Below are 18,263 nucleotides of genomic sequence, written 5' to 3'. Positions count from 1 at the left end.
GCCCTTACGGGCGGTCCCCGTTGCCCCTTTCCCCAGGAAGTTCGATTCGCACCGCGTACCTCCCGATAAACTGGCGGTATGAAGGCTCTGAACCTCAATACGCTTGTCGTTCTCGACGCGCTGCTGGAGGAATGCAGTGTGACCGGAGCGGCGGAGAAGCTGGGGCTCAGCGCGCCTTCGGTGAGCCGGTCGCTGTCGCGGATACGGCTCGAGCTCGGCGACCCGGTTCTCGTGCGGGCGGGTCGCCGGCTCGTGCCCACCCCCCACGCGCTGGCGCTGCGTGACCGGGTTCGCAGGCTGGTCGAGGAGGCCTCGGTGCTCCTGCGCCCGCAGGACCCGCTGGAGATGTCGTCGATGACCCGTACCTTCGTCGTCCGCGCCAGTGACGCGTCGGCCTCGGCGGTGATCGGCCCGCTCGTGAAACGGCTCGGCGAGAGCGCGCCGCACGCCGTGCTGCGGTTCGCGGCCGAGGGCGCGGAGGACGTCGACGCGCTGCGCGAGGGCGAGATCGACCTCGACATCGGGGTGATCGGGCACCTCGGCCCCGAGGTCCGGGTCGAGTGGCTGTTCGACGACCGGTTCGTGATCGCCGTGCGGAAGGGGCACCCGCTGGTGACCGGCGAAGCCACCCTCGAGCGGGTCGCGGCGTACCCGCACGTGAACGTCTCCCGGCGTGGCCGGACGCACGGCCCCCTGGACGACCTCCTGCAGCGCGACGGCCTGAGCCGCCAGGTGCGGCTGGTGGTGGCGTCGTTCTACGTGGCCCTCGAAGCGGCCTCGGCCTCGGACCTCGTCGCGGTCGTGCCGTCGAGGGTGCTCGGTTCGGCCATCGGCCGGTTCGGTCTCGCCGAGGTCGACTACCCGATCAGCGCGCCGGTCGCGATCTCGCAGGCCTGGCACCCCCGGATGGACGCCGACCCGGCTCACCGCTGGTTGCGCCGCCAGTTCCGCGACGTCTGCCACCGGGAACTGGCGGGCTGAGAGCCTGTCCCGGTGGTCGGCACCGCCGGGTCGTCGAACGTTCCACCACCCGGCCTCCAAGCCCCCGCGGCACCCTTCCAGGTGTTTGACGCCGGCGCCACGAGGGTAAGAATGCCGTGGCGCCGATGTGCGGAATGCCCGCGCCACCTGATCGTCTCCCGTCCGGGGAATTCCCGGTCCCGTTCGCCATAACCCTTAACGGCTAGTACCAAAAGGCGGGTACTGGCCCGGCCGCGCGCCGGAGATGCTGTAGGGGTCCGGAGAACGAGACGAAAACTGGGTGGATGATGACGAGCTCGCGACCCGAATCCGTGGAACTTCCCTACACCGGCGCGGAATACCTGGACAGCCTGAAGGACGGGCGCGAGGTCTGGATCGGCGGTGAACGCGTCGAGGACGTCACCGCGCATCCGGCGTTCCGCAACAACGCCGGGACCATCGCGCGGCTCTACGACTCGCTGCACGACCCGGCCACCAGCAAGAAGCTGATCGTGCCGACCGACACCGGAAACGGTGGCTTCACGCACCCCTACTTCAAGGCTCCCCGGTCGGTGGAGGACCTGCGGGCGGGCGTCGAGGCGATGACCGAGTGGTCGCGGATGACCTACGGGTGGGTGGGCCGGACACCGGACTTCAAGGCGGCGTTCCTGTCCACCCTGGGGTCCAACGGCGACCACTACGCGCCGTTCGAGCACAACGCCGCCAACTGGTACCGCAAGGCCCAGGAGAAGGTGATGTTCATCGGGCACGGGATCGTCAACCCGCCGATCGACCGCCACCGCGGGATGACCGAGCACAAGGACGTCTACCTCACCGTCGACCGGGAGACCGACGCCGGCATCTTCGTGTCCGGCGCGAAGGTGGTCGGCACCGGCGCGGCCGTGACCCAGCACATCTTCGTCGGCAGCTACGCGCGGATCCCGGAGAACGGCAAGGAGTTCTCGGCGTTCTTCATCGTCCCGATGAACGCGTCCGGGCTGAAGATCATCTCCCGGCGGTCCTACGAGCAGGTCGCCGCGGCCACCAGCACGCCGTTCGACCAGCCGCTGAGCAGCCGGTTCGACGAGAACGACGGGATCCTCGTGTTCGACCAGGTCTTCGTGCCCTGGGAGGACGTGTTCTGCTACGACGTCGAGAAGGCGAACAACTTCTTCGTCGGCTCCGGCTTCTTCTACCGCGCGATGCTGCACGCCTGCGTCCGGTTCGCGGTGAAGCTCGACTTCCTCACCGGCCTGCTGGCCAAGGGCCTCGACACCACCGGCACCCTCGACTACCGCGGCGTGCAGGGGCGCCTGGGCGAGGTCCTGTCCTACCGCAGCGTGTTCTGGGGCCTGATCGACTCGATGGTGCACAACCCCACGCCCTGGCCCGACGGCACGCTCGCCCCGAACGGCGAAACCGCGATGGCCTTCCGGGTGCTGGCCACCAGCCTGTACCCGAAGATCAAGGAGATCTTCTACAAGGACCTCGGCAGTGCGCTGATCTACAACAACTCCGCCGCCGCGGACTGGGGCGTGCCCGAGCTGCGCCCGTACCTCGACAAGTACATCCGCGGCCGCGGCGTCCCCGCGCAGGAGCGGGTCAAACTGATGAAGCTCATCTGGGACGCGATCGGGACCGAGTTCGGCGGCCGTCACGAGCTGTACGAGATGAACTACGCCGGCAACCACGAGCAGATCCGGTTCGAGGTGTTGCAGGCACAGCAGGCGACCGGCAAGTTCGACGAGTACACCGCCCTGGTCGACTCGTGCCTGTCGGAGTACGACGTCGACGGCTGGAAGCTGCCGCACCTGCACGGGCCGAAGAGCCCGGCGCTGCGCGGGATGTGACCCGTCGTGACCACACTGACCGGTGATCGCGACCGCCTGCGCACGGTGATGAGCGAGCTGGTGACCGGCATCTGCGTCGTGTCCACCCTGGTGCACGGCAGGCCGGGCGAGGCAGAGGACGCGGTCGTGGTGAACAGCTTCACCTCCGTCTCGCTCGACCCGCCGCTGGTCTCGCTGTACCTGCGGCAGGACTCGACCTTCCTGACCCGGCTGCGCCGGTCCGGCGTCTGGGCCGCCTCGATCATGGGCTCCGGCACGGTCGAGGTGGCCAAGGCCCTGAGCCGCCCGCACGGCAGCCGGCCGCCGCTGACGGAGGTCGGCGCCTGGCACCCCGGCCCCGAAACCGGCTGCCCGGTCTTCGACGGCAGCCCGGCGACGATCGAATGCGAGCTCTACCGCTGCGTCGAGCTCGGTGACCACGTCCTGGTGATCGGCTCGGTCGTCGGGCTCGGCACCACCCCGGCGCCGCCGCTGGTGTTCCACCGCGGCGCCTACCACACCCCGTTTTCCGACCTGCCGCGCTGACGGCAGCCCACCTGGAGGTATCGCGATGTCCGAAACCGGGTCGCCGCGCGTCATCTGTGTCGTGGGGGACCGCTTCCACGACTTCGCCGAGTCGGTCGGCGCCTGGTCGCTGAGCGGGCTCGTCGCCGCGATCGCGGAAGGCGAGTTCGACGAAGGGCCCTGGCCGCTGCACATCCTGGCCGGGCAGGGGATCGACGACTACTCCGGCACGTTCCTGCTCGCCGCGCTCACGCGGCGGGGGATCGAGGAGTCCCGGGTCAGCCTGCTGCGCCGGGAGGAGAACCTCGCCGACCGGCACGAGCTGCACAAGGGCCAGGCGCAGAACGTCCTGGTGGCCAACCTGACCGAGGAGAGCGCCGGGGTCTACACCGCCGACCTGCGGCTGCACAACGACAACGAGCTGGTCCTCGACGCGCAGACCCGGGCGCACGTGCAGGGCATGGTGGCGGTCGAGGCCGCGCGCCAGATGTTCGTGGCGGTGACCGAGCGGTTCTACCTCGGCCGCACCCCCGGCCGGCGGTACTACCTCGTCATCAACGCCATGAACACCGCGTTCAAGAACTTCCTGTTCCCCGTCGGCGCCACGCTGCGCCTCACCGTGCTGACGGCCGATCTGGAGAAGCCGGAGCAGCTGGTGTTCTCCCACGAGGTCACCATCGAGCAGGCGGGCCGCCCCGCCGCGGTGACGCGGATCGACTTCGCCGCGATCGACCTCGGCGCCATCGACGACAAGGAACAGCGCCGGGCCAAGCAGACGCTGGCCACGGTGCTGGAAAACCCCGCGGCCGCCCGGTGAGCCCGGCGCAGGCGTCCCCGCGGGTCGCCGTGGTGGGCGCCGGCATCGGCGGGCTCGCCACGGCGGTCGCCCTGCGCCGCCGGGGCATCGAGGCGACGGTCTACGAGCAGGCCGAAGGGTTCGCCGAGGTCGGCGCGGGCGTGGCGATCGGCGCCAACGCCAGCCGGCTGCTGGACCGGCTCGGCCTGGGCGACGCCCTGCGCGCCGACGCGGTGCTGCCGTCGCACGCGCAGTTCCACCGGTGGGCGAGCGGCGAAGTGTTCTGCTCCCACGAGCTCGGCGACCACTACGCCGGCCGGTTCGGCTCGCCGTACTACACGGTGCACCGCGGCCACCTGCACCAGCTGCTGCTGGACGGGTTCGCCGGCGGGACCGTCCACCTGGGACACAAGTGCACGTCGGTCACCGAGGACGCCCACGGCGTGGAACTGGTCTTCGGCAACGGCGTCACCACCCGCGCGGACGTCGTCATCGGCGCCGACGGCGTGCACTCGGCGTTGCGGGAAGCGGTGTGGGGGCCGCAGGAGGCGACGTTCTCCGGGACCAGCGGCCTGCGCGGGCTCACCCCGGTCGACGACCTGCCGCCGGGCCCGGGGTTCGACCCGCGCGAGCCCGCGCTGTGGCTGTTCCCGGGACCGGGGCGGCACTTCATCTGCTACCCGGTCAGCGGCGGGCGGCTGATCAACTTCCTGGCCGTGGTCCCGGACCGGCACTGGACCCGGGAGTCCTGGGTCACCCGCGGCGACGTGGGTGAAGCCGTGGCGGCCTTCGACGGCTGGAACGCCGTGGTCACGTCGATCCTCGCCGGGGCCCGCAGCGTCGGCAAGTGGGCGCTGTACGACCGGGAACCGCTGTCGCGCTGGAGCACTTCCCGCGTCACGCTGCTCGGCGACGCCGCCCACGCGATGCTGCCGCACCACGGGCAGGGCGCGAACCAGGCGATCGAGGACGCGGTCGTGCTGGCGGGCCTGCTCTCCGGCGCCGGTGAGCCGGCGGAGATCGCCGGAGCCCTGCGGCGGTACGAAGCCCTGCGCAAGCCGCGGTCCCGGCAGCTGCAGATCGGCTCGCGGGTCAACGGCAAGTGCTTCCAAGTCCCCGACGGGCCGCAGGCACGGGAACGCGACGAGCGACTGAAGCACCTGCCCGACAACGTCGCCTGGATCCACGGCTTCGACGCCGAAGCCGAGCTCGGTCTCGGCGTCTGAGACCCCGGAACGGAAAGGAACGCGGCAGATGGCTCGCGTCTACGAGATCGACGGCGTGGTCCCGGTGATCGACCCGGAGGCCTTCGTGCACCCGGACGCGGTCCTCATCGGCGACGTCCTGATCGGCCCCGGCTGCTACATCGGCCCCCTGGCGAGCCTGCGGGGTGACTTCGGCCGGATCGAGGTCCACGCCGGAGCGAACATCCAGGACGGCTGCGTCGTGCACTGCTTCCCCGGCTCGGTCACGGTCGTGGGCGAGAACGGGCACGTCGGCCACGGCAGCGTGCTGCACGGGTGCCGGGTCGGCCGGGACGTGCTCGTGGGGATGAACAGCGTGCTGATGGACGGCGTCGTCGTCGAGGACGAGGCGTTCGTCGGGGCGATGAGCTTCGTCAAGGCCGAAACCCGGGTGCCCGCCCGGTCCCTGATCGCGGGCAGCCCGGCCAAGGTGCTCCGCGAGCTGACCCCCGGCGAGATCGACTGGAAGGCCAACGGCACCCGCACCTACCAGGACCTCGCGCGGCGGAGCCTGGCGAGCCTGCGCGAGACCGTGCCGGCCGCCCGCGAAGAGCCCGGCCGCCGCGGTTTCACCGGTTCGGACGGGACCGAACCGGTCCACGTCACCCTCCACAGCTACCGCGCCAGATAGGAGCAGGCAGTGCCGGACCAGCAGGGAACCCCGGACTTCCGGACCGACCGGGCCCGGATCGACCAGCTCGACGAGTCCATCATCGCGCTGCTGCGGCAGCGGCTGGAGATCTCCCGCAGCATCCAGCAGCGGCGGACGAAGACCGGTGGCCCCCGGATCGCCGAAGGGCGTGAAGAGATCGTCATCGGGCACTACCGCGAAGCACTGGGCGGCACCGGCGGCGCCCTGGCCGAAACCCTCCTGCGGCTCTGCCGTGGCTGAGACCGCGCCAGCGCGTCCCCACAGGAGCCCCGAGCCCGGAAGGACCCGAACATGACCGTGTTGCCGACGTGGCGCGCCGAGAGCGCGTTGCACCAGCCGGACTGGCCCGCCGGCCCCGAGATCGTGGCGGTCGAGACGGAGCTGGCCGGCTACCCGCCGCTCGTCGCGCCCCGCGAGTGCGACCGGCTGCGGGCCCGGCTCGCCGAGGTGTCCCTCGGCCGGGCGATGCTGCTGCAGGGCGGCGACTGCGCGGAAACCTTCGCCAGGTCGACGCCGGAGTCGGTGCGCGGCAAGCTGCGCTGCCTGCGGGAGATGGCCGTCATCCTGGCCTGCGCCTCCGGGCTCGGGGTCGTCCAGGTGGGCCGGATCGCCGGCCAGTACGCGAAACCGCGCTCCCGGCCGGTCGAGACCCGAGACGGCGTGACGCTGCCGTCGTACCTGGGCGACGCGGTCAACGACGTCGAGTTCACCGAGGAGGCCCGCCGGATCGATCCCGGCCGGCTGCTGCGCACGTACCGCTCCTCGGCCGAGACCCTCGACGAGATCAGCGCGCTGGTCGGGCACGACGGCATCGACCTGACCGCGCTGTACGAGCAGATCCGGGCGATGGCGGCCCGCGGTCCCCGCAACGAACGGCACCAGCAGCTGATCGAGAAGATCTCGGTGGCGCTGCGGTTCCTCGCCGGGTACGCCGGCGCCGACAGCGACCTGCGCGCGCCGGACTTCTACAGCAGCCACGAGGCGCTGCTGCTGAACTACGAGACGGCGCTGGTCCGCACCGATCCCCGCACCGGGCACGACTACGGCACCTCGGGGCACCTGCTGTGGATCGGCGAACGCACCCGCCGGCTCGACGGCGCCCACGTGGCGTTCGCGAGCCGGGTGCGCAACCCGGTCGCGGTCAAGCTGGGCCCGACGGTCCGGCCGGACGAGGCGGTGGCGCTGGCCGAGCGGCTCGACCCGGCCCGGGAGCCGGGCCGGCTGACCTTCATCGCCCGCCTGGGCGCCGACCGGGTCCGCGACCTGCTGCCACCGCTGGTGGAGCGGGTCCGCGACAGCGGCTCCCCGGCCATCTGGGTGTGCGATCCCATGCACGGCAACACGATCACCGCGCCCAGCGGCCACAAGACCCGGCGCTTCGACGACGTCCTGGGGGAAGTGCAGGGCTTCTTCGCGGTGCACCACGAGCTGGGCACCCACGCGGGCGGCCTGCACCTGGAGCTCACCGGCGAGGACGTGACCGAATGCGTCGGCAGCTCGGGCGTCGGCTTCGAGGACCTCGCCACCCGCTACGAGTCCGCGTGCGACCCGCGGCTCAACCACGACCAGTCGCTGCACCTGGCCCTCGAACTCGCGATGGTGTTCGAGGACCGGGCCGCGGCGGGCAGGAGGACGGCATGCGCTGTTTCGAGGACTTCGTGACCGGCGACGAGCACGAGCTCGGCCAGGTCGCGATGACCGAAGAGGAGATCATCGGCTACGCCCGGCAGTGGGACCCGATGCCCTTCCACACCGACGAGGCGGCGGCGAGCGCCGGCCCGTTCGGCAAGCTGGTCGCCAGCGGGAACCACACCACCGCGCACGCGACCCGGCTGTACGTCTCGCACCTGCTGGCCGATTCGGCCTGCCGGGGCTCCTACGGCCTGGACGAGGTGCGGTACCTGCGGCCGGTGTTCGCCGGTGACGTGCTGGCCGTGCGCGCCGAGGTCGAGCGGGCGGTCGGCCACCCGCGCCGCCCGGACACCGGGGTGGTGCACCTGCTGGTCGCGGCCGCGGGGGCGGACGGCGAGGACGTCCTGACCCTGCGGACCCGCGTCCTCGTCGGCCGCCGGGAAGCGGTGGCCGGATGACCCTCACCGAAGCCGCTGTCACCGTCCCCGCGCGGCCCGACGCCGCGGCGCTGCTGCCGACCGAGGAGCCGCTGCGGGTCCTCGGCACCCCCGCCGCGGCGGACGTCGATCCCGAGGTCCTGCTGCGCCTGCACCGCGAACTCGTGCTCGGGCGCCGGTACAACGACCAGGCGACCGCGCTGGTGAAGCAGGGCCGGCTGGCGGTGTACCCCTCGTCCACCGGGCAGGAGGCCTGCCAGGTGGCCGCCGCGCTGGCCCTGTCCACCCAGGACTGGCTGTTCCCGACCTACCGGGACACGCTCTCGGTCGTCTCGCGCGGGGTCGACCCGGTGCAGACGCTGACGCTGCTGCGCGGCGACTGGCACACCGGCTACGACCCGCAGGCCACCCGGGTCGCGCCGCTGTGCACCCCACTGGCCACCCACCTGCCGCACGCGGTCGGCCTGGCGCACGCCGCGCGGGTCGCCGGGGACGACGTCGTCGCGCTGGCCCTGGTCGGCGACGGCGGCACCAGCGAGGGCGACTTCCACGAGGCGCTGAACTTCGCCGGGGTGTGGCGCTCACCGGTGGTGTTCCTGGTGCAGAACAACGGTTACGCCATTTCGGTGCCGCTCGCCAAGCAGACCGCGGCGCCGACGCTCGCGCACAAGGCCGTCGGGTACGGCGTGCGGGGTGTGCTCGTCGACGGCAATGACGCGCCGGCGATGCTGGGCGTGCTCACCGAAGCCGTCGGCCGCGCCCGCGACGGCGGCGGCCCGACCCTGGTCGAGGCGCTGACCTACCGCGTCGACGCGCACACCAACGCCGACGACGCGACCCGGTACCGCTCCGCCGCCGAGGTGGAGCGGTGGCGCGAACGCGACCCGCTGGCCCGGCTCGAGCAGCACCTGCGGGAGGCCGGCCTGCTCGACGCCCGGACGGCCGGGGAAGCGCACGCCGCGGCCGAGCGGATGGCCGCGGACCTGCGGACCCGGATGCACGTCGAACCCGACGCCGTGCCGCTCGGCCTGTTCGACCACGTCTACGCCGAACCCACCCCCCAGCTGCTCGAACAGCAGGAGTTCCTGCTCGCCGAGCTTTCCGGGGACACCGAAGATCCCGACGGGAGCAGCAGGCCGTGACCAGTGTCCAAACGAGCCCCCAGGTCCGGCGGGCCCCCGGCGACGTCGAAGAAAGCATGGCCCGCGCGCTCAACGCCGCTCTGCGCGACAGCATGGCGGCGGACCGGTCCGTGCACGTGCTCGGCGAGGACGTCGGCGTGCTCGGCGGGGTGTTCCGGGTGACCGACGGCCTGACCGCCGAGTTCGGCGAAGACCGGTGCACAGACACGCCGCTCGCGGAGGCCGGGATCCTCGGCAGCGCCATCGGCATGTGCCTCTACGGCGCGCGCCCGGTCGTCGAGATGCAGTTCGACGCGTTCGCCCACCCGGCCTTCGAGCAGCTCGTCGGGCACGCCGCGAAGATGCGCAACCGGACCAGGGGCGCGGTGTCGCTCCCGCTGACCGTCCGGGTGCCCTACGGCGGCGGCATCGGCGGGGTCGAGCACCACAGCGACTCCTCCGAGGCGTACTACACGCACACCCCCGGGCTGCACGTCGTCACCCCGGCCACCGTCGACGACGCCTACGGCCTGCTGCGGCAGGCGATCGCGAGCGACGATCCGGTCGTGTTCCTCGAGCCGAAACGGCTGTACTGGAGCAAGCAGCCCTTCCGCCGCACCCTCGACGTGCCGCCGATCGGCCGCGCGGTCCTGCGCCGCCCCGGCCGCGACGTCGTGCTCGTCACCTACGGGCCGAGCCTGGAGGTGTGCCTGGAGACCGCGGAGGCCGCCGCGCCGCTGGGGCTGGACGTCGCCGTGCTCGACCTGCGGAGTCTGGTCCCGCTGGACGACGAGACGCTGTGTGAGGTGGTGCGCCGGACCGGCCGCGCGGTGGTCGTGCACGAGGCGACCGGGTTCGGCGGCGTCGGCGCGGAGATCGCGGCCCGGGTCACCGAGCGCTGCTTCCACCACCTGGAGGCGCCGGTGCTGCGGGTGACCGGCTTCGACATCCCGTACCCGCCCCCGAAGCTGGAGCGCCACCACCTGCCGAGCGTGGACCGCGTGCTCGACACCCTCGCGCGGCTGCAGTGGGACGGTCGTCCGGGGGGTGGTTCCGGTGCCGGCGCATGAATTCCTGTTGCCCGACCTGGGCGAAGGGCTGATCGACGCCACCGTCGTCAAGTGGCTCGTCGCCGTCGGGGACCTGATCGCGGTGGACCAGCCGGTCGCCGAGGTCGAAACCGCCAAGGCGACCGTCGAGGTGCCCAGCCCGCACGGCGGGATCGTCACGGTCCTGTGCGCGGCCGAAGGGGAGACCCTCGCCATCGGCAAGCCACTGCTGGTGGTGGCGGGTGAGGACGAGGACGTGCCGGTCGCGCGGGACTCCGGCTCGGGCCCGGTCCTCGTCGGCTACGGCACCGTCCAGCGCCGGACCCGGAACCGGCGTGACCTGTTCGGCGCCCCGGCTTCCGGCGGGCCGGCTTCCGGCGGGCCAGTGGCGGCGCCGGTCCGCGGGGCCGTCGCGGTCGCCTCACCAGTGGTGCGGCGGCTGGCCAAGGACCACGGCGTCGACCTGGCCAAGCTGCGCGGCAGCGGCCCCGATGGGCTGATCGTGCGCGCGGACGTCGTCGCCGCCACCCGGCCCGCGACGCCGGCGGCGGCGGACGGAGCCCGGCGGGTGCCGATCCGTGGCCGCCGCAAGGCCGCCGCCGACCAGTTCACCCGCAGCCACACCGAAATCCCGGCCGCGACCTGCTGGGTGGAGGCCGACGCGACGGAACTGCGCGCGGCGAAGCGGCGGATCAGTACCGACGCCCGGCCGATCGGGCTGCTGGCCCTGCTCGGCCGGATCTGCGTAGCCGCGCTGGCGCGGCACCCGGACCTCAATTCCACTGTGGACACCGAACGCGGTGAGCTGGTCCTGCACCGGGCCGTGCACCTCGGGTTCGCCGCGCAGGGCCGCGACGGGCTGGTGGTCCCGGTGGTGCGCGACGCGCAGGCGCTGGGCACCGCCGCCCTCGCGGCCGAGATGGCCCGGCTGGTCGCGCGCGCCCGGTCGGGTGAGCTGACCCCCGCCGAGATGTCGGGCGGGACGTTCACGCTCAACAACTACGGGGTGTTCGGGGTGGACGGCGCCGCGCCGCTGCTCAACCACCCCGAGGCGGCGATGCTCGGCGTGGGCCGCATCGTAGCCCGGCCGTGGGGCCGCGACGGCGGGATCGAGCTGCGCGATCTGGTCCAGCTCGGTCTCACCTTCGACCACCGGGTGTGCGACGGCGCCGTGGCGGGCGGGTTCCTGCGCCACGTGGCCGACTGCGTGGAGGAGCCGCTGCGGCTCCTCGTGGACAACTGACCCCGACGGCGGAAAGGACAGCAGATGCTCAACGGCGGAACGTGTCTCGACGAGGCCAAGGTGCGCGGCGTGCTCGACCGGATCGGCGGCCGGAGCGGCTGGGACCCGGGGGAGGAGCCGGCGCTGGACCGGCTGTCGCGCGGCCTGGACACACCGGAGTTCGGTGACGTCCTCGACGTCTACCGGACGGGTTCGTTCGCCTCGCCGCCGGAGATCGGGCTGTTGCTGTACTCCGCGGTCCGCTCGATCAGGCCGGAAGTGGTGGTCGAACTCGGCACCTCGTACGGCTTCTCCACCCTGCACATCGCCGCGGCGCTGCGGGACAACGGCCACGGGACGGTCATCACCGCCGAGATCGACCCGCGGAAGGTGCGCGACGCGACGTGGAACTTCACCGCGGCCGGCCTCGCCTCGCACGTGGAGGTGCTGCCGGGGGACGCCGTGCGGACGTTCAAGGGCTTCGGCGAGCAGATCGACCTGGTGTACCTCGACGGCTGGGTGGGTTCGTACCTGGACGCGCTCACCCTCCTGCAGCCCGCTCTGCGGCCCGGAGCGCAGGTCTACGCGAACTCCACGCGCCGGTTCGAGGTGCCGGCCCGGCCGTACCTCGACCACGTGCGCAACAGCGCGAACGGGTTCTTCTCCATGCAGGTCCCGCTGGGGCACGGCCTGGAGGCTTCGACCTACGTCAGCCGCGAACCGAGCGGTGTGCCCGCCTAGGAGCCGGTGGACGCCCGCCGCGGACCCCGGCGAACTTCCGGGTGCCGGTCGGTTCCACGCGGCCACCTTTCCGAGGGCGGCACCGGGACCGGTCGCGCGTCCGTCGCCGCGAGGGGCGGTCCTCTCTGTGATCCCAGCACTACTCTGCCAATGACCACGGTAGCGGTCATCCGCTCCTCGGCTACTTAAGACTGGGCGGCGGGACCGCAGGCGAAATTCCGTCGTCCGAGGTGCCCGCCGATGGCAAGATCACCGGCACGACCACAGACCCGGCCATCGGCTTGCGCAACACCGCTGCGGAGTGCGTCAGGTTGGTGGCGACCCAGTTCGGCCGCGAGCTGGACTGGAGCCTGGCCAGCCTGGACGAACTCGACGGCGTGTGCGCCGAACTGTCAGCCGGGGGACAGCTGGAAGGGCAGCGCTTCGACCTGTGGTGGAAGTTGGTCGGGGCCTATACCGGCGAGGTGCTCGTCCGTGTCTACAGTGGACAATGGAGTACGCACGAGCAGGCGCCCGGCGCCTTCGTCGTGGTGGTGAGTGGGAACACGGCGCTCCCGTTCGGCATCGCCGAGCGGGTTCTGTCCGGCGAGCCGTTCAAGAGCCTGGGCTCGTTCGGCCGAGTCCTGCCCGCGATCATCGCGCGGTCGGAACGCCCCGGCTGACGGCCGGCCACCGGGCTCCCACACGCACATCGGCTGCTTGAGACTGGGCAGCAGGATCGGGTCCGGCCAGACCCGATCCAGGTGCTCGGTGGGTCGCTCGCTCACAGCGGCTGCCTGCCGTTGTCATTGGCATGGCTCCCGCTGACATCCACGCGTTAAGGGCACGGAGAACTGGATGCCGGTGATCATCGGGATGGAGAGGATTTGACTCGGCTGTCCAGCGCGGGTTCGCCCTCGGCCCGCGAGTCGCGTTGGCGGCCGAAGTCCGTACTTCTCGGCTGTTCAGGCGTATCGGGTCGGCCTGGGAAACGGGGCGGCCATCGAGGTGGCGAGTACCGCTTCGAAGTCGGGTGGTGGTGTCCATCGGGGTGGACCTGCAGCCGGAATGGGCTCGCCGCGCACGGCTTGGCACAGCGAGTACTGCGCGAATGTGACGTAGGAGTGGGTTTCCGGGCCGGGATCGCGTAGCTGCCGCAGCGCGGTGCGGTACCGCTCGGCGAGTCCGGTGTCCTTGACGAGGTGGAGCAGCGGGTCGTCGCCGGCGGGCAGCCTCGCCTCACGCGTGAAGCTCGTCAGCCGGCGCAGCATGAACGCCGCGACGGTTTGGCCGGTGAGCTGGTCGGTGATCTCCTGAACGTCGTCCGGGTCGTAGACGTCGATCGCGTGGGTGTTCCCCTGCATCGCGGCGGCCCGGGGCACGAAGACATCGCAGCGCACACCGAGTTCGTCCGCGATCACGGGGACGGCGTCGGCGGGTGCCTCCCACACCGCGGCGACTTGCGTGCGCCGCCACCAGCGGTCGCGGGTCGGATTGACCCGGTCGACGACCTTCCGGCGTTCGACCTCGACGCCGGGCAGGCTGCTCAGCCACTCCGTCAGGGTGCGGGCGTCCACGTCGATCCGCTCGGCTCCCCGGACAGTCTCGTCCGCCGTGCGCACCTCCACTTCGACACCGGCGGGTTCGGCGAGCTTCACGTGTTCGATGACGGCGATCGACCGCAACGCACTGGTCCGCGTCGCCCCGGACAGCCGTTTGACGAGCACCCGCGCCGGATTCTCCCCCGGGTTCAGCTCGATCCACCGTGCGCCGGAACGCAGGCTCCATGGCATTGCGACCGACAGCACCAAACCAAGGGCAACGAGGACGCCGCCGAGCACCAAGGCGGTGTGCCACATCGTGGTCCATCCGAAGAAGACGGCGACCACGGGCAGGACTACGACGACGAGCAGCGGGCCGGCCACCGCGAACGGGATGGCCAGGCTGCCGGCCCACGTCATGGTCAGCAGGCGCATGACGCGCGGCACGAACACCAGCCGCAACGTTCCGGACGACGTCGTCACCACCGGGCGCAGTCCCTCGGGAACGGCTGAGGAAACGTCCACCGGCATCTCCCTCGATCGGGGCCACAGGTCGCCAGGCTACCTCGATCGCCCCGGTCCGTTGCCGAATTCGGGTGCAGGCAAAGGAGCCGGCTGGTGTTCACCGCTGGAGACGTCTTCGACCGCGTCACCGAGCACGGCAGCCTTTCGCCGAGCTTGTTCGCCGCGACCATGTCCGGCCTTCGACGTAAGGCCGGGCCGCCGACCATGTCCAGGTGGCTTCGGCGCGGTGGGCGACCAGGCGGTCATTCGGCGCTGGACGCGAGGACGACGCCGCGGAGGGCGAGGAGGTCGGACTCGGATCCGCAAGCGGTGAACACGAGGTGTGCGGAGTTCGCGCCGATTAGCGCGGCGACCTGCTCGCGCGCCCGGTGCAGAGCGCCACGTCGCGCGGTGCCGTACAAGTGGTCACTGGACGGATTGCCGAAACCGGTGGCGAGGAAAGGCAGCATCGCTTCGGTGACGCGGGGGCCACCGGCGTGGTGGCGTTGTAGTAGAGGTCGATCGAGAAGCGTCCACTCGGGACAGTCACGATGTGCCTTCCTCCTGTGCCGCGGCAGCGGTGTGGGTCTCATACATGCGGATCGCGACGGTCGAACCCGAGGCGGCGGTGATCGCGGCGACGACCCACACGGCGGCGCGCAGGCCCCGGACGTCGGCGATGATTCCGGCGAGAACCGCGCCGACGGCGAAGCCGCCGTCGCGCCAGGGCCGGTAGACCCCGACGGCACAGGTTCGCCAGGCCGGGTGGGCGACGTCCCCGATGGTGGTGGCGAGCGGCGTCGGGTACACCATCGCGGTCCCGGCTCCGAGCGCGGCGCGTACTGCGTGCTCGCCCACGACGCGGTCCGCCTGCTCACTGCGCAAGGCCGGCCGGGGCGCCTGGCCGACGGGATGCTCGAATGGCGGTTGGCCAGCCTGCCCGTCGCCACCTGAGCGGCGTCGCACCTAGGCGGGTTTGGTCGCGGCGACCCGCTCGACCATGCCCAGCTTGAGGCGTTCCTGGCGATCCACGACGAACCCGGCCTCCTCGACGAGGGGCAGCGGGCGGCGGGTCTGGTAGTCGCCGAGCATCCGCACGGTGAGTTTCTCCAGCAGCCGCTGGCCGAGGAGGATCACCGAATGGTGGCTGCGGATGTGGTCCAGCAGCACCAGCTTCCCGCCCGGTCGCAGCACCCGGTGCATCTCGGCGATCGCGGCCCGCTCGTCGGGGAAGCCGCACAACCCGAGCGTGCAGACCACCGTGTCGAACGACGCGTCGGGAAACGGCAGTGCCTGCGCGTCGGCTTCCCGCAACTCGATCTCGCGTCCCAGTCCGGACGCGCGGCGGCGGGCGATGTCCAGCATGGCCGGGCTGAAGTCGATCCCGGTCAAGCGCGCTCCTGCCGGGTAGTGGGGCAGGTTGCGGCCGGTGCCCACCGCGACCTCCAGCACGTCGCCATGAGCTTGCGCACAGGCCCATTCCCGGCCGCCGCGGAACTGCACCCGCTCGAAGAACCCGATGTCCCGGTCGTAGCGCGACGCGTAGCTGTCCCACTGCCGCCGTACCCGGTCGTCCTCGCTCACGTCCTGGCCTCCCATCAATAATGAAGTGACTTCACTATGTACTATAGACACGAACTGGAGGATGGGGCGTGGCAGGAGATCCGGTCGAGGTGTTCGACAAGGCGTTCGAGCTCGTCGCACGGCTCGGCGAGGCGATGCGCCAGGCGCTGGCCGAGCGCGGCCTGACCGCCAGCCGAGCCGAGGTCATCTACGTGCTCGCTCGCGACGGCGCCCTGGTGCAGCGCGAGCTGGCACAGGCACTCGGCTGCACCCCGCGGCACGTCACCGGGCTCGTCGACACGCTGCAGCACGGCGGACTCGTCGAGCGGCGGCCGCACCCGACCGATCGCCGGGCGATCTCCGTCGCCCTGACCGAGCGGGGCGCCGACACCGCGCGCTGGATGACCGACAGCCGCCGCCAGTCGGCCCGGGCGATCCTCGGCGACCTGCCGGACGCCGACCTGGCGGCGTTCGTCCGGGTCGCCGACCGGATCCTGAACGAGGTCGTCCCGGCCACGGAGAACCCGGCGTGACGGTGCTCGACGTGGCCGTGGTCGGGGGCGGGCCGGCCGGCCATAGCTGGATCACCGTCGACGACGTCCTCGACCGATCCGGCGCCAGCCTCCACGCGGGCATCTTCACCGCGCGTCTGGACCGAGCCTTGACCGCGGCTCGATTGCTGGAAGCCGGTGGCGTGATGATCAACGACCGGTCGAACAGCCCCCAGCCCGCGTCGGTGATGCGGTACTCGAGGTCGTGCCCCGGTGCCGAGAGCCGGTCGCGGCGGGCCCGCTCCGGGTGGTGCAGGCCGTCGCCGCCGGTCAGTGCGCCCTGCTCGAGCATCGACCGCATGAGGGACACGCCCAGCCGGCCGGCGGCGTGGTCGTAGCAGGAGCGCCCGGCCCGCAGGGCCTCGGCCTTCCGGACCGTCCGCAGCGAGCGCGCCGGCCGGGGTGGCGCCAGCTTGGCCAACGCCTCCAGCGCCTCGGCCACCGCGGGGGAGGCCAGCTGGTAGTAGCGGTGGCGTCCCTGACGGCGCACCCGCAGCAGTCCCCCTTCGGTCAGCCGCGCCAGGTGGGCACTGGCCGTGGACGGGGCCACGCCGGCTTCGGCGGTCAAGAGCGACATGGGCAACGCCCGGCCGTCGAGCAGGGCGAGCAGCATGGCGGACCGGGCGGGGTGGCCGACCAGCTCGGCGGGGGTCGCGAAGTCGGCTTCCCCGCCGAGCCCGGTCGCGGCCGGATTCCGGGCTTCCCTCATGCCTTCCACCGTAGGAGCGAGTCGTTTCGCCTGCCGGCGAACTGTCGGCGTCGGCGACATCCCACCCGAACGGTTCATGCCTGGTGGAGCAGGCGGCAGAGCAGCGCCGCACGCGGGGAGACCCCGTGGCGGACGCCCTCGAAGTAGTGCACGTTCGGCAGGTCGGTGCTGTCCGCGGAGAGTTCGGCCGCGCGGGGCCCGGTGTGGGACACGTGGGCGTGCGCGCCCACGGTGCTCAGCAGCCGGCGGGAACGTGGAAGTCGGGCAGCTCGAACGGGATCATGCCGACCGCGTTAACGCCTTGAGCAGATAACCTGGGCGCTGTGAAGGTTTCACGCAGTGTCGTGCTGCTCGGTTGCGCGGCCCTGGTCGCGTCCTTCTGGCTCGTTCCCTCGGTCGCGGGTGACGCCGAGACGGACCGGCAGTCGGACACGCTCGCCGACGCGATCGGCTACCCGCGCCAGGCCGATGCCGCCGGGTTCGCTCGCGCCGCGCTGGCCACGCCGCTGGGGCGCAGCGAGAGCTTCGGCGTCCTGGAGGTCACGGACCTGCCCCACGACGACCCCCGGGATCCGATGGCCCGCCTGGTCTGGCGGATCCACCACGAGACACCGGACACGGACTGGAACCTCGGCGCGGACGCCTTCGACGCCTGCTACCGCGTCGAGTTCGACTACTACGGGACGTCGTCGGGACCGTCGCGGATCACCTGCCCGGCGAACGCCGCCGCGATCATCCTGCCGCCGCTGCCGAGGCGGGACATCCCGCCCGGGTTCGCCCCGGCGCTCGAGGCCATCCTGGGGCACCTGCCGGCCACGGCCGGCCTGCCGGAGGTCCGCGCGGCGCTGACCGCCGGGATGCCCGCGCCCCCGGTGGATCCCGAGACCCACCTGGCCGGGATCCCGCCGGAGGTCTTCGTCCAGGTCCGGGGATCCGACGTCGGCGTGGCCCTGTTCGCCCGGACGGGCGTCGAGGACTCGGACTGCATGATGGGCCGCCGGGTCGGTGACGTGGTGCGGGTGTGGTCCCTCAGCGCGCGGGACCAGCGGATGGAGCTTCCGTGCAGCGCTGAAGCCGCTCTGGCCGCTCCCTAACGGGCACCGCGGCTCCGACCCGGCCGTGAATGTCGCATTGAGGAGGTGAACAGGTAGACGAGTTCGCCGTGCACGTATCGGTAGTTGATGTTGACGGCGATCGCGCGCAGCTTG

The 18,263-nt window shown here is 71.9% G+C and carries 22 protein-coding genes and 1 pseudogene; 18 read left to right on the top strand and 5 right to left on the bottom strand.

The annotated features are described in order from the left end of the window. The first annotated feature begins 78 nt into the window (after window positions 1-78). The 14 genes from AB0M82_RS08815 (at window position 79) to AB0M82_RS08750 (ending at window position 12,870) form a co-directional block, all read left to right on the top strand. Window positions 79-981, top strand: a complete 903-nt coding sequence (locus AB0M82_RS08815; protein ID WP_364718869.1) for a LysR family transcriptional regulator — start codon at window positions 79-81, stop codon at window positions 979-981. A 284-nt stretch (window positions 982-1,265) separates the two neighbouring features. Beyond that, complete coding sequence (locus AB0M82_RS08810) at window positions 1,266-2,810, top strand: 4-hydroxyphenylacetate 3-hydroxylase N-terminal domain-containing protein (RefSeq protein ID WP_364718868.1); 1,545 nt, start codon at window positions 1,266-1,268, stop codon at window positions 2,808-2,810. A 6-nt stretch (window positions 2,811-2,816) separates the two neighbouring features. Next, the gene (locus AB0M82_RS08805) at window positions 2,817-3,335 is read left to right on the top strand and encodes a flavin reductase family protein (RefSeq protein ID WP_364718867.1); all 519 of its coding nucleotides are present in this window, start codon (window positions 2,817-2,819) and stop codon (window positions 3,333-3,335) included. Window positions 3,336-3,360: 25 nt separating this feature from the next. Continuing rightward, window positions 3,361-4,131, top strand: coding sequence for an AfsA-related hotdog domain-containing protein (locus AB0M82_RS08800; RefSeq protein WP_364718866.1), 771 nt, complete (start codon window positions 3,361-3,363; stop codon window positions 4,129-4,131). Continuing rightward, entirely contained in the window at window positions 4,128-5,336 is a 1,209-nt protein-coding gene (locus tag AB0M82_RS08795) for an FAD-dependent monooxygenase (RefSeq protein WP_364718865.1), read from the top strand. The genes AB0M82_RS08800 and AB0M82_RS08795 overlap by 4 nt, the downstream gene beginning before the upstream one ends. 28 nt (window positions 5,337-5,364) lie before the next feature. Further along, window positions 5,365-5,985 carry a transferase hexapeptide repeat family protein gene (locus AB0M82_RS08790; RefSeq protein WP_364718863.1) on the top strand — a complete coding sequence of 207 codons (621 nt, stop codon included), beginning with the start codon at window positions 5,365-5,367 and terminating at the stop codon, window positions 5,983-5,985. 9 nt (window positions 5,986-5,994) lie between these two features. Further along, window positions 5,995-6,246 (top strand): chorismate mutase, encoded by a 252-nt coding sequence (locus tag AB0M82_RS08785; protein ID WP_364718862.1) that lies wholly within the window; start codon window positions 5,995-5,997, stop codon window positions 6,244-6,246. Between the two features lie 51 nt (window positions 6,247-6,297). Continuing rightward, complete coding sequence (locus AB0M82_RS08780; protein ID WP_364718860.1) at window positions 6,298-7,668, top strand: 3-deoxy-7-phosphoheptulonate synthase class II; 1,371 nt, start codon at window positions 6,298-6,300, stop codon at window positions 7,666-7,668. Continuing rightward, window positions 7,644-8,096 (top strand): MaoC/PaaZ C-terminal domain-containing protein, encoded by a 453-nt coding sequence (locus tag AB0M82_RS08775; RefSeq protein WP_364718859.1) that lies wholly within the window; start codon window positions 7,644-7,646, stop codon window positions 8,094-8,096. Before AB0M82_RS08780 ends, AB0M82_RS08775 begins: the two co-directional genes overlap by 25 nt. Next, on the top strand, window positions 8,093-9,217 hold the full coding sequence (locus tag AB0M82_RS08770) for a thiamine pyrophosphate-dependent dehydrogenase E1 component subunit alpha (RefSeq protein ID WP_364718857.1): 1,125 nt from the start codon (window positions 8,093-8,095) through the stop codon (window positions 9,215-9,217). Before AB0M82_RS08775 ends, AB0M82_RS08770 begins: the two co-directional genes overlap by 4 nt. A gap of 56 nt (window positions 9,218-9,273) precedes the next feature. Beyond that, window positions 9,274-10,266: an alpha-ketoacid dehydrogenase subunit beta gene (locus AB0M82_RS08765; protein WP_364718933.1), complete on the top strand. Its 993-nt coding sequence runs from the start codon at window positions 9,274-9,276 to the stop codon at window positions 10,264-10,266. Then, entirely contained in the window at window positions 10,253-11,488 is a 1,236-nt protein-coding gene (locus AB0M82_RS08760; protein WP_364718856.1) for a dihydrolipoamide acetyltransferase family protein, read from the top strand. The genes AB0M82_RS08765 and AB0M82_RS08760 overlap by 14 nt, the downstream gene beginning before the upstream one ends. 24 nt (window positions 11,489-11,512) lie before the next feature. After that, window positions 11,513-12,208, top strand: a complete 696-nt coding sequence (locus AB0M82_RS08755; protein WP_364718855.1) for a class I SAM-dependent methyltransferase — start codon at window positions 11,513-11,515, stop codon at window positions 12,206-12,208. Between the two features lie 230 nt (window positions 12,209-12,438). Then, complete coding sequence (locus AB0M82_RS08750; protein WP_364718854.1) at window positions 12,439-12,870, top strand: hypothetical protein; 432 nt, start codon at window positions 12,439-12,441, stop codon at window positions 12,868-12,870. Window positions 12,871-13,152: 282 nt separating this feature from the next. On the opposite strand, the gene AB0M82_RS08745 is transcribed toward AB0M82_RS08750, so the two are convergent. The 3 genes from AB0M82_RS08745 to AB0M82_RS08735 form a co-directional block, all read right to left on the bottom strand. Beyond that, window positions 13,153-14,253 (bottom strand): hypothetical protein, encoded by a 1,101-nt coding sequence (locus AB0M82_RS08745; protein ID WP_364718853.1) that lies wholly within the window; start codon window positions 14,251-14,253, stop codon window positions 13,153-13,155. Window positions 14,254-14,495: 242 nt separating this feature from the next. Continuing rightward, on the bottom strand, window positions 14,496-14,702 hold the full coding sequence (locus tag AB0M82_RS08740) for an aminotransferase class V-fold PLP-dependent enzyme (RefSeq protein WP_364718851.1): 207 nt from the start codon (window positions 14,700-14,702) through the stop codon (window positions 14,496-14,498). 76 nt (window positions 14,703-14,778) lie between these two features. Beyond that, a complete protein-coding gene (locus tag AB0M82_RS08735) occupies window positions 14,779-15,090 on the bottom strand; it encodes a hypothetical protein (RefSeq protein ID WP_364718943.1) in 312 nt (103 codons plus the stop codon). Between AB0M82_RS08735 and AB0M82_RS08730 the strand changes: the two are divergent. Then, a pseudogene (locus AB0M82_RS08730) lies at window positions 15,064-15,186 on the top strand (ArsR family transcriptional regulator); the annotation flags it as partial. The gene AB0M82_RS08735 and the pseudogene AB0M82_RS08730 overlap by 27 nt on opposite strands. 12 nt (window positions 15,187-15,198) lie before the next feature. On the opposite strand, the gene AB0M82_RS08725 reads toward AB0M82_RS08730, so the two are convergent. Continuing rightward, the gene (locus AB0M82_RS08725) at window positions 15,199-15,816 is read right to left on the bottom strand and encodes a class I SAM-dependent methyltransferase (RefSeq protein ID WP_364718849.1); all 618 of its coding nucleotides are present in this window, start codon (window positions 15,814-15,816) and stop codon (window positions 15,199-15,201) included. Window positions 15,817-15,884: 68 nt separating this feature from the next. Here AB0M82_RS08725 and AB0M82_RS08720 point away from each other — a divergent pair, with 68 nt between their 5' ends. Beyond that, complete coding sequence (locus tag AB0M82_RS08720; RefSeq protein WP_364718848.1) at window positions 15,885-16,328, top strand: MarR family transcriptional regulator; 444 nt, start codon at window positions 15,885-15,887, stop codon at window positions 16,326-16,328. Further along, window positions 16,325-16,684: a hypothetical protein gene (locus AB0M82_RS08715; RefSeq protein WP_364718847.1), complete on the top strand. Its 360-nt coding sequence runs from the start codon at window positions 16,325-16,327 to the stop codon at window positions 16,682-16,684. Before AB0M82_RS08720 ends, AB0M82_RS08715 begins: the two co-directional genes overlap by 4 nt. A 445-nt stretch (window positions 16,685-17,129) precedes the next feature. Here AB0M82_RS08715 and AB0M82_RS08710 read toward each other — a convergent pair whose 3' ends face one another. After that, window positions 17,130-17,285, bottom strand: coding sequence for a hypothetical protein (locus tag AB0M82_RS08710; protein ID WP_364718845.1), 156 nt, complete (start codon window positions 17,283-17,285; stop codon window positions 17,130-17,132). 93 nt (window positions 17,286-17,378) lie between these two features. Here AB0M82_RS08710 and AB0M82_RS08705 point away from each other — a divergent pair, with 93 nt between their 5' ends. After that, window positions 17,379-18,149, top strand: coding sequence for a hypothetical protein (locus AB0M82_RS08705; protein ID WP_364718843.1), 771 nt, complete (start codon window positions 17,379-17,381; stop codon window positions 18,147-18,149). Window positions 18,150-18,263 lie beyond the last annotated feature (114 nt).

It is taken from the genome of Amycolatopsis sp. NPDC051128, assembly GCF_040682715.1.
Taxonomy (GTDB): domain Bacteria; phylum Actinomycetota; class Actinomycetes; order Mycobacteriales; family Pseudonocardiaceae; genus Amycolatopsis.
The sequence above is the reverse complement of the archived record's forward strand: the minus strand, read 5'-3'. Positions and strand labels throughout refer to the sequence as shown.

Coding starts and splice junctions, on each gene's coding strand:
- AB0M82_RS08815 (WP_364718869.1), top strand. CDS start 79: ATGAAGGCTCTGAACCTCAATACGCTTGTCGTTCTCGACGCGCTGCTG.
- AB0M82_RS08810 (WP_364718868.1), top strand. CDS start 1,266: ATGATGACGAGCTCGCGACCCGAATCCGTGGAACTTCCCTACACCGGC.
- AB0M82_RS08800 (WP_364718866.1), top strand. CDS start 3,361: ATGTCCGAAACCGGGTCGCCGCGCGTCATCTGTGTCGTGGGGGACCGC.
- AB0M82_RS08790 (WP_364718863.1), top strand. CDS start 5,365: ATGGCTCGCGTCTACGAGATCGACGGCGTGGTCCCGGTGATCGACCCG.
- AB0M82_RS08780 (WP_364718860.1), top strand. CDS start 6,298: ATGACCGTGTTGCCGACGTGGCGCGCCGAGAGCGCGTTGCACCAGCCG.
- AB0M82_RS08775 (WP_364718859.1), top strand. CDS start 7,644: ATGCGCTGTTTCGAGGACTTCGTGACCGGCGACGAGCACGAGCTCGGC.
- AB0M82_RS08770 (WP_364718857.1), top strand. CDS start 8,093: ATGACCCTCACCGAAGCCGCTGTCACCGTCCCCGCGCGGCCCGACGCC.
- AB0M82_RS08765 (WP_364718933.1), top strand. CDS start 9,274: ATGGCCCGCGCGCTCAACGCCGCTCTGCGCGACAGCATGGCGGCGGAC.
- AB0M82_RS08755 (WP_364718855.1), top strand. CDS start 11,513: ATGCTCAACGGCGGAACGTGTCTCGACGAGGCCAAGGTGCGCGGCGTG.
- AB0M82_RS08740 (WP_364718851.1), bottom strand. CDS start 14,702: ATGCTGCCTTTCCTCGCCACCGGTTTCGGCAATCCGTCCAGTGACCAC.